This is a genomic window from Agrobacterium sp. BT-220-3 (genome assembly GCF_025910175.1).
In the GTDB taxonomy this organism is placed as follows: domain Bacteria; phylum Pseudomonadota; class Alphaproteobacteria; order Rhizobiales; family Rhizobiaceae; genus Agrobacterium; species Agrobacterium oryzihabitans.
The window spans coordinates 21,902-31,473 of record NZ_JAPAIX010000020.1 but is presented as its reverse complement, the minus strand read 5'-3'; the positions used below and the strand labels follow the sequence as shown (position 1 = coordinate 31,473).

The 9,572-nt window shown below is 54.8% G+C and carries 7 protein-coding genes and 1 pseudogene; 6 read left to right on the top strand and 2 right to left on the bottom strand.

What is annotated here, in order from left to right; genetic code table 11:
• Window positions 1-307 precede the first annotated feature (307 nt).
• Together OK142_RS24295 and OK142_RS24290 are read left to right on the top strand one after the other, a co-directional pair.
• A complete protein-coding gene (locus tag OK142_RS24295; RefSeq protein WP_498685668.1) occupies window positions 308-874 on the top strand; it encodes a hypothetical protein in 567 nt (188 codons plus the stop codon).
• Window positions 875-1,076: 202 nt separating this feature from the next.
• Window positions 1,077-1,328 (top strand): site-specific integrase, encoded by a 252-nt coding sequence (locus OK142_RS24290; protein WP_136883758.1) that lies wholly within the window; start codon window positions 1,077-1,079, stop codon window positions 1,326-1,328.
• A 6-nt stretch (window positions 1,329-1,334) separates the two neighbouring features.
• Here the strand turns inward: OK142_RS24290 and OK142_RS24285 are convergent, their stop codons facing one another.
• Window positions 1,335-3,119 (bottom strand): methyl-accepting chemotaxis protein, encoded by a 1,785-nt coding sequence (locus OK142_RS24285; protein WP_082186255.1) that lies wholly within the window; start codon window positions 3,117-3,119, stop codon window positions 1,335-1,337.
• A 271-nt stretch (window positions 3,120-3,390) separates the two neighbouring features.
• Window positions 3,391-6,171, bottom strand: coding sequence for a bifunctional diguanylate cyclase/phosphodiesterase (locus OK142_RS24280; protein WP_082186254.1), 2,781 nt, complete (start codon window positions 6,169-6,171; stop codon window positions 3,391-3,393).
• A 374-nt stretch (window positions 6,172-6,545) separates the two neighbouring features.
• Between OK142_RS24280 and OK142_RS24275 the strand changes: the two genes are divergently transcribed.
• The 4 genes and pseudogenes from OK142_RS24275 to OK142_RS24260 all read left to right on the top strand — a co-directional run bounded on the left by OK142_RS24275 (window position 6,546) and on the right by OK142_RS24260 (window position 9,554).
• The gene (locus tag OK142_RS24275; protein WP_164056970.1) at window positions 6,546-6,911 is read left to right on the top strand and encodes an HORMA-1 domain-containing protein; all 366 of its coding nucleotides are present in this window, start codon (window positions 6,546-6,548) and stop codon (window positions 6,909-6,911) included.
• The gene (locus tag OK142_RS24270) at window positions 6,908-7,804 is read left to right on the top strand and encodes an AAA family ATPase (RefSeq protein ID WP_498685667.1); all 897 of its coding nucleotides are present in this window, start codon (window positions 6,908-6,910) and stop codon (window positions 7,802-7,804) included. The genes OK142_RS24275 and OK142_RS24270 overlap by 4 nt, the downstream gene beginning before the upstream one ends.
• Window positions 7,804-8,970 (top strand): annotated as a pseudogene (locus OK142_RS24265) (hypothetical protein). Before OK142_RS24270 ends, OK142_RS24265 begins: the two are co-directional and overlap by 1 nt.
• Complete coding sequence (locus OK142_RS24260) at window positions 8,967-9,554, top strand: 3'-5' exonuclease (RefSeq protein WP_498685666.1); 588 nt, start codon at window positions 8,967-8,969, stop codon at window positions 9,552-9,554. Before OK142_RS24265 ends, OK142_RS24260 begins: the two are co-directional and overlap by 4 nt.
• Window positions 9,555-9,572: the final 18 nt, after the last annotated feature.

The window sequence follows — 9,572 nt, the reverse complement described above, 5'->3', positions numbered from 1 at the left end:
AGCCCATCGGCAACATACCGCCAGCCGAAGCCGAAGAACGATATTACGCCATGCTGGACGCACCGGCCGTGGCCGCATAACTTAAACGAAATGGCCTCCGGCAAACCCGGTGCGGTTCACTTTCAATGTACATGATTGGGGAGGAGTGCTTGGCTGGCGGTTGATGCCATACGTCCGCTCAGCTCCGAAAGCCGCGATAACAGCGTTCGAACGAGCCGCCGAGATCGAACTCAAGTGGGCAACGGGTTCGTTTAGATCGAAGATAGCTATAGCGTCGGTTCGCGTTGAGGTAGTCACCAAGCATAGGATGAAACTGGCTCGCGCCTATGGGGCCATCTTTGGGAAAGCCAATAAGAATCTCACCTCGATGTCGCTATATTCCGGTCCTGCAAATCCTACAGAGACAGACGGATGGACGATAACGCCAGCCCTGCAGCCGCATCCGGAAACGAAGATCGGTTGGATAGGTACGGGCGATACTCCACTAAAGGATCCCGGCGATATCTCCGATTTCGAAAGCTTCTACTCAAGCGAAATTAGACAGGTCACGACCTTTATGTTCCCCCATCACGGCTCCATCGAAAACAGTGACCCGGGCCAACTGGTTTCCGATGCCGAGACTTTTGTGGCCGCCGCGGATCCTCCCCACGCTTGGGAGCATCCGAGCAAGCAGCTTTGCAATGCAGCTCGTTTCGCAGGTGCCGCGGTCGAGGTCGTGATGAAACAGCGAAAAACTGCTTCTGATGAAAGTGTATTGGTTGCCTGGGGTGACGACCGCCGCGACATCCACAAGCTTTTCAGTGCTGGGTTGGGTCCAGACGACGACGGATGTGAGAGTGTTGCAGGTGTTGCTAAAGGTCGAATTCACACCTAGGCGCTATCCCGTACGTAGCGCGATAGCCAAGTTCCGCCTGTCCATCGTCGATAGGGGCTGACGGCTCAATCACTCGGACTACGGGATACTGAGGCATTGGTTAGGGATACGGGATCATTCACGTAGTGCGTTGTTCTGGACGATCGACCGAGGAACGGGTGTGCTCACCGCTAGTTCCCCGCCCCAGTCCAATGCTGATGCCATGATCCATCACGACGAGGCGGCCGGGATTGACACGGCGGGGTGTTGCCACACGTTCCGTGCTACCGGCATTACGGCGTATTTGAAAAACGGTGGTACGCTTGAGAAAGCGGCATATATGGCAAATCATTCCTCGACCAGAACGACCCAGCTTTACGATCGCCGCAGCGACGTCGTAAGCTTCGATGAAGTCGAACGAATTCAAATATTAGGCCCTGAACCGCTGCAGGTTCAGGGGTGCGCGCTGATGTAAGCGCAATCAGGCCGCCGCGCTTAAGCCTGCGGTTACATGTGAAGTGCTACCGCCAACGATTGGGAGGTAGATACTGTTCTTGCCATAGCCGCGATGTTCTGGACCACGATTCTCCGCTTCCGAACCTGGCTCTCTGGTCCATTTACGTCGATTGAGTTTGAAACGCTTGACCAGTTGCTCAAGTTCACCTGCGCCATTTGATAAAGCCTCGGCAACAGCGCTCATACCGCTGACCATTCCGGCATTTTGCTGCGTCATCTGGTCAAGAGCGCTGACTGCCGAATTGATTTCGGCGAGACTGACGGATTGTTCTGTCGCCGCAGTCGCAATTGCTTCGACATTCGTGTCGATCTTTAAGACGAACCCTTCGATGCTCTTCAAGGACGCTCCTGTTTCGCCAACCAGACGGACACCATCTTTAACCTCACTTGTGGAATTCGCGATCAAGCTGGAAATCTCCTTTGCGGCTCTGGCTGAGCGCTGGGCGAGTTCACGGACTTCCTGTGCGACGACCGCAAAACCTTTGCCTGCCTCGCCTGCTCGGGCAGCCTCCACACCGGCATTCAACGCCAAAAGGTTGGTTTGAAATGCGATCTCGTCGATTACACCAATGATTTTGGATATTTCCTGAGAGGCCGCGCTGATGCGGCCCATAGCATTGACCGTGGAATTGACCACATCAACGGATTTGGCGGCAGCAGCACGCGCCTCGCGAACGAGGTTACGGGCATCCGTGGTGCGACTTGTCGATTCCCGAACGGTCACGGTGATCTGTTCCAGTGCCGCAGATGTCTGCTCAAGCGCCGCTGCCTGCTGTTCTGAGCGATGGGCAATGCCACCGGCGCTCTCGCTCATCTCGCCGCTCTTGGCAGACAGCATTGTCGTTTTTGCAAGAACTTCTTCCAGCGTTTCCTGAAACTTGGCGAGAGATTGGTTGAAATCGTGCCTAAGATGGTCAAACTCCGGGACGAAAGGCTCATCGATCGTAATGCGGATATTGCATTCTGCCAGCCGTTCTAGACCTGCCCCCACTTCTTGCAATGCACGAACACGTCCAGTCACATCGGTCGCGAACTTCACGACCTTGATAACTTTCCCATCGTCATCGATAATGGGATTGTAGGTTGCCTGGATAAAAACCGAGCTACCATCTTTAGCCAAGCGCTTGAATTCATCACTGAAGAATTCGCCTTTTGCCAGGCGTGGCCAAAATTCAGCATAGTCGGGCGAAGCAACATAAGCCGGCTCACAGAACATTCTGTGGTGCTTTCCGATGATTTCATCTCGAACATAACCCAAGCTGTCGAGGAAGTTTTCATTGGCAGAGAGAATTTCTCCTTCCGGAGTAAATTCAATCACCGCCTGTGCCCTGGATAGGGCGGTCAGTTTACCGTGGCTTTCAATGCTGTCGCGTTTGGTCGCAGTGATGTCGGTCGCGATCTTGACGATTTTTACAACTTTTCCACCGCGAATGATTGGATTGTAAGAGGCCTCAATCCAGATCTCGTCACCAGATTTACTGATACGTTTGTATTGACCTTGGTTGAATTCGCCGGAGCCGAGACGCTGCCAAAACGCTTTATAATGAGCAGAGGCTGCCTCCTTAGCATCGACGAATACACGGTGATGCTTGCCAATAATCTCGTTGGCTTTGTACCCGACGGCACCACAGAAGTTTTCGTTGGCGTCAAGAATAGTGCCATCCGGTTTGAAAGAGATGATAGCTTGAGAACGGTTAAATGCCTGCAAAATAGCAGCAGATTCTCCACCGATGAATGATTTAAACGGCATTTGTCCAGTCTCCACAATGATTGCGCAGCGCCTTTCTTCACATTGCCGACGCAAAGAAGTCGCCGCTATAATGATGCGCATGCTTGTTTTTATTGAAAAAAATTAAATAAATAATTTATCACCATATCCCGAAATGGAGATAGCCAGCCACTCGGTCGTGCCTTCTCAATGTTTGATGCAAACTGGGCGAAAACCTACGCCCTACCGTGGCGTTTTCGAGACGCTCCGGGTGACCACGATCCTCCTCGTGCCGCATGCTGGTACGGCATGCTCATGCTGCCGATGACCGGTTGATGCGGGCCTCTTCGCGTTCTTTCGCCATAGCATCGTGCAACGTGGCAGGCCGTCCAAAGAAATATCCTTGGAATTGGTCGCATCCCTCTTCCGTCAAGGTCGCCATTTGGATCTCGGTTTCAACACCTTCGGCAAGGACCGGTATTTCGAGGCTCTTGCCGAGAGCCAGAATTGCCCGGATGAACGCTTTCGATTGCTTATTCGTTTCAAGATCCATCACGAAGCTCCGGTCGAGCTTGATCTTGTCGAAGGGGAACGATCGCAGCGTTTCCAGCGACGAATAACCGGTGCCAAAGTCGTCGATCGCAATCGTGACGCCCATTGAGCGGATCTGGCGCAAAATATGCAGTGCACGTTGTTTGTCCCCGATGATCGCGGACTCCGTAACCTCCAGCTCCAAAAGGTCCGGCGAGAGTCCTGTGGAGAACAGAACATCCCGGACCTTATCTACCAGCTGAATGTTGGTGAGTTGTAGTGGCGAGAGATTGACTGCAATTTTCTCTTTAATCGGCCACTTTGCGGCGTCCTCGCACGCTTGTTCAAGGACCCATTCACCAAGGGCTGAGATAGCGCCGCATTCTTCCGCGATCGGAATGAATTCGCTTGGAGGAACTAGGCCACGTGTAGGATGATTCCAGCGAAGAAGGACCTCGTAGCCGGTTATATGGTTTGCGCCCGCTGCGCGCTGAACCTGATAGTTCAGGAAGAATTGCCCTTCTTTCATCCCACTCCAGATGTCCATCGCTAGGAGCCGTCGAGCTCTTTCCGCTTCGTCCATCGCGGCTTCGTAGAAGCAAACTGTCTCATCGAAGTTTTCCTTGGCGCGATACATCGCCATGTCGGCATTGCCGAGAAGTTTTTCGCGGTCCGGGGCATCGAGGGGATAGATGGCCACACCCAGGCTCGCGCCAGGCGTAACATCGGTCATTTCGAGGCTGATGGTTTCCGAGAGCGCGCTATTTAAACGGCTGATGAAGTCATGGACCTCGCTGGTATCCCGAAACGATTTGAGCGCAACAAACTCGTCACCTCCAAACCGTCCAATAAGTTCACCGGCCTGCTGAATATGCCGCATTCTGTTCGAAAGAATGCACAGTACTTCGTCACCGGTGGCATGGCCGTAAGTGTCATTGATGTCCTTGAAGCGATCCAGGTCGATATTGATCACTGCCACGCTCGTCGTAAGCGTCTCGGCTTCCCGAATCGCTTTATCTAGCGCCTCGATGAACTGCCGGCGGTTCGGTAGGCCTGTCAGGACGTCATGCCGTGCCAGATGGGCGATCCGCTCCTCCGATTTTACCCGGGCAGTGATGTCCTCAACCGTGAATACCCAAGCCTTCGTGTCGGTCGGCATGTAGGTCGCACGTATAATCTTTCCGTTCGGCAACTCGGTAATAGTCTCGCCGCCGTCTTTGTTGAGCAGAGATTGGTAGGATTTAAAGCGCTGCTCTGATCCTTCTGGATTGATCAGACAAAGCTCCTCGAGCGTCATGCCGGTCAGATCAATCGACGCAGCAACGCCGATAAGGTCCCCGAGGCGGCGATTGTACATTGCCAATCGACCGTTTTCATCAAAGAGGCAAATGGCGTTGGCCATATGCGTCAGTGCCAGCTGAAGGTCGTTCGTCGCCTTGCGCAGTTTCGCGTCGGACTCTCTCTGCTCTGTGCGATCACGGGTAATCTTGGCATAGCCGATCAGGCGACCATCGTCCGAGCGGATAGCATCGATGACAACGTGGGCCCACAAATGTGTTCCGTCCTTGCGGACGCGCCACCCCTCTCCTTCGAATTTTCCAGTCTGGGCAGCAGTGCGCAGGTTGATATCCGGCAGACCTGCCTCCTTCTCTTCTTGAGTGTAGAAGCAGGAATAATGCTGTCCGACGATTTCATGCTCCTTGTATCCCTTCGCTCGTTCCGCGCCCGTGTTCCAGTTGCTCACGCGACCATCCGGATCGAGCATGTAGAGCGCGTAATCTGACACGCCCTGTACTAGGATACGGAACTTCTCCTCGCCTGCAGCGGCGGCCGCCTCTGCGCGGACTGCGAAGATCGCAGCCGTCAAGCCCGCAAACAACATCGAAAATGCGACCGTGGCGATGGTAACGATCATGACGACAGGGGAAATCGTATGCTCCATGTCGGCGGCAGAGGGATCAGGTACGACTGTTATTGCACCCATCGCGGTGAAGTGCATCAGAACAATAGCCAGCGTCATTACAACGCTCGCAAGAAGGGTTGCCTTGCTCCGGCTCTCACCCGACAGAACCAGATGAAATGCAGGAATTCCGAGAAGCACAGCAAAGATAACTGCCAGCCCGACCAACAACTGATCCCAAACTATCTCGCCTGGAAACTCAATCGCGTTCATGCCCATGAAATGCATCGAGGAAACACCGAGACCGAAAAGTATTCCGGCTATAGCCACCCCGGATTTGTCGCTTCGGTAACTGGCGATAGCGCATGCTGAACTGGTGGAAACGATAGCGACGAGAAGCGATGCCAGGGTCAAGCCAGTTTGATAACCAACAACTACACCGGGATCATAAGCTAACATTGCAACAAAATGAGTTGCCCAAATGCCGAAACCACCCGCAGCTCCTCCGGTGACGAGCCATATGACTTTTGCGGATCCGGTTACTATGCGGGATCGGTGCAACATGCTCAAAGCGACGTACGATGAGAGAGAGCAAAGCGCTGCTGCTAAAATCACCAGGCGAGGATCGTGCTCAAACGCAATGCAATTTAATACTTGGTACATTCGCAGCCCATTTTTAAAGATAAAGCAATTCTAGTTCATATACGCACACCATTCATTTAAGAGGTTGTTACACGAAGTGAATTCCGATTGGAAAATCGTCCCTTTTAACGCGAAATTGGCTATCGTAGTTAAATTATGATTTCAAGTTTCAGGGAATTCTCTCCCTTTCGCCCTAGCTGGTAACCGTCCAACGACATGTAGACAGAACCTGTATCGGCTTCTTTGCGCCGAGGCTCGGCTACATCGCTATCGCTGTATTTCAGTATGATCGGCTATAGCGAAATCCCGGTCCGGTCCTCGATCTGCTTCTTGATGAAGCCTTTGGGCAAGGTCTTTCAAAAGCTCGACCGTGAAGCCACCAGCTTGCAAAGCGCCTGCCTTGGTTCTGTCCCAGACATCGGGATCGCGATGGCTTTCTTGCATGGGTCGATATCACGTTGCTCAGCAACGGCGCTGAGGTGAAAGCCGTTCGCTTCAATGTTGACACGGATGCCGGCACGCTGACGACCAGCCGGCCCGGCGGCGTTCTCTGGCCAAAGGTGTCCTCTCCGCGCCTACGCATCGTCGTGGGCTACACCGATGATTACAACAGCACCGCACGCGAACGCATGAAGAGCAAGCTCACCATCAACTGGACGACGAACCACGAGGACATCGGTCACGGTGGCCTCTCGTCGGCCGGCGGCCGCAACTATGTCAGCAGTACCTATGGAATGCAGCGAAAGGACTGGGCAGCATGAGCCAACCGACAATCTTCGACAGCGAGGTACCGCTGCCTGACGAGGGTTTGATCCGGCGAGAGAAGACCTTGCTTGGCTTTACCGACCGTTACGCGCGTGTCCACGACCAGCTCCGACTGCTTTTGAATGTCGGCGCACTCAGCGACTGGAACCGCAAATATCACGGCAGCAAACTCGGGATCTGCGACCTTGTGGCCGAGCAATACCCCCTCGTCATTTTCCATGGTGATGTTGGGACGGGAAAGACCGCTACGGCTGAATGTATCGCCAACTGCCTGGTTGCCGAGGCGAGAAGTTCCGATTCCATGCTATTCAAACTTTCCAACCGCGTCCGTGGCAGTGGCATGGTCGGCGAGATGGGAACCTTGATCACCGATGCTTTCCGCAAAGTCACCGTAGCCGCCGGGAAATCACGTCGCGCGATCCTCATCATCGACGAGGGCGACAGTCTCGCGGCGTCGCGAACGCAGGATCACAGCCACCACGAAGACAAGGTTGCTGTCAACACGCTGATCCAGGGGATCGATGACCTTCGACAATACGGGGGCCGGATCGTGGTCATCCTGTGCACCAATCGCTTGTCGGCGCTCGATCCGGCACTTCGCCGTCGGGCTGCCATCGTTGAGGCTTTCAATCGCCCCTCTGAACTCGAACGCCAGCAGCTTTTCCAGATGGACCTAGCCGGGCTTGGATTGTCTGGGCCGGAGCTTGCCGAACTGGTGCGCCTGACCGGCAGCCAGGGCGATTTTCCACGATGCACCTATTCCGATATTCGCACGCGGCTTTATCCGGCAGCTCTCCCCCGCGCCTATCCTGACCGCGCTTTGAAGTTTGACGACCTGAAAGCCGTGGCCTCGAGCCTGCGCGCCTCGCCGGTGATGGAGGACAAGTGATGGTGCGATCTCCCCTCTTCGGCCGGCGGATACACATTTCTGGCAGCATCGTCGATGATATCGCCGTGGCGTCTGCAAGCGACGTCGAGGCGGCGCGCGAACTGATCGCAGGGTTCGTCAAGGAACTGGTTAGACGAGGCGCCAACTTCGTCATTCCCGTTGATGCCGAACCTCTCCGCAAAGTGGATGGACTGCCCATTTGTTTCGATTGGCTGGTCTGGAAAACGGTCAGGGACAATCTTCCCTCCCGTCCTCCGAATGTCCCTGGTCCGTTCGTGGTCGCCGTGCAGCACCACAAGACCGAAGAACAGATCCCCGACGCCTATGTCGATCTCTGGGATCAGATGCGCGCGACGGATCTCGTCAAGATAGAGAGTGCAGCTCAATGGAACATGAACAGCAAGCGGATGGAGGCGTAAGCACGGTTTGGTGATATTCTCGTTGCTGCCGGCGGAACCGAAGGCGTTCTTTATCTTGCCAACCTGTATCACGATGCCGGTAAGCCGATCGTTCCGCTAAACCTGCCCATCTGCCCTGAAAACACCGGGTCCCGCCGGCTGTATAACTTCGGGCTTGTGAGCAGCCAGACACAAAGGCTGTTCCAGGTTGCTGACGGTGGCGATGCCCACAGCTGGCTCAACCGGATCGGTTTCCCGAAGCGTCAGAGCGCAGCCGACCGTATCGCAGTGCTGGTCGAACTGCTCGAAGCCTTGGAGCGGCCACGCGCGTTTGCCGTTCGGCTGCTCAACCCGGAACTCGACGATTATGCAGACGTCCAGAATTTCTTCGACGTCGTCGTCAAGCCGGTTGTGGAAGACGAATTTGGCTATCGCCTGACGGTCATCGACGGTCAGCAGGCTTATGACTACGCGCGGATCGATCAGGAGATTTTTGCAAAACTCCACCGCAGCAGTGTCGTTATCGCCGACATCACCGGTGCCCGCCCCAATTGCTTCCTGGAACTGGGCTATGCGTTGGGTCGCGGACTACCGACCATGGTGACTGTCCGGAAAGGCGCAAGTCTGCCGTTCGATATCACCACGTTCTCCGGCCTGCACTGGATGACATCCGGCACGGCTGACGAGCGCCGGCGGGTGTTCCGGGAACATTGGAATGCTATTCGCAATCGTCCTCCTCTTGTTCCCGCGGAGCCGTTGATATCATGAGAGATGACCACGAAGTCTTTATCTCCGTTGATGTTGAGACATCCGGCCCAATCCCTGGCGAATTCAGCATGCTGACGATCGGCGCCTGTTCGGTCGATCAGCCAGATCTGGCGTTCTCCTGCAAACTGAAGCCGATCACGCAAGCCTTCGACCCTAAGGCGCTCGAGGTGACCGGCCTATCTCTGACCGAGCTTGCAAAAGACGGGCTTGATCCGCCTGAGGCAATGCAGCGTTTCGTCGAGTGGTTGAACAGCGTCGTTGGAACGGAGGGTGTTCCCGTCTTTGTCGGTCTCAACGCTCCATTCGATTGGTCCTTCGTCAACTACTATTTCCACCGTTTCCTCGGGGAAAATCCATTCGGTTTCACCGCGCTCGACATCAAGGCGCTCTACATGGGGGCAACAGGCTGTACATGGCGAGAAACACGCTCCAGCAAAATCGCAGATCGTCTCCAACCAAAAGCAACTGGAACGCATGATGCTCTGGAAGATGCCCAATATCAGGCGGAACTCTTCCGCCTCACCAGAGCGATGATTGACATGGCGCGCGGTTCGCAGATTGGCTCCGATCCCGTGCAAGGATGAACCAGTCTAGGCCAAAAC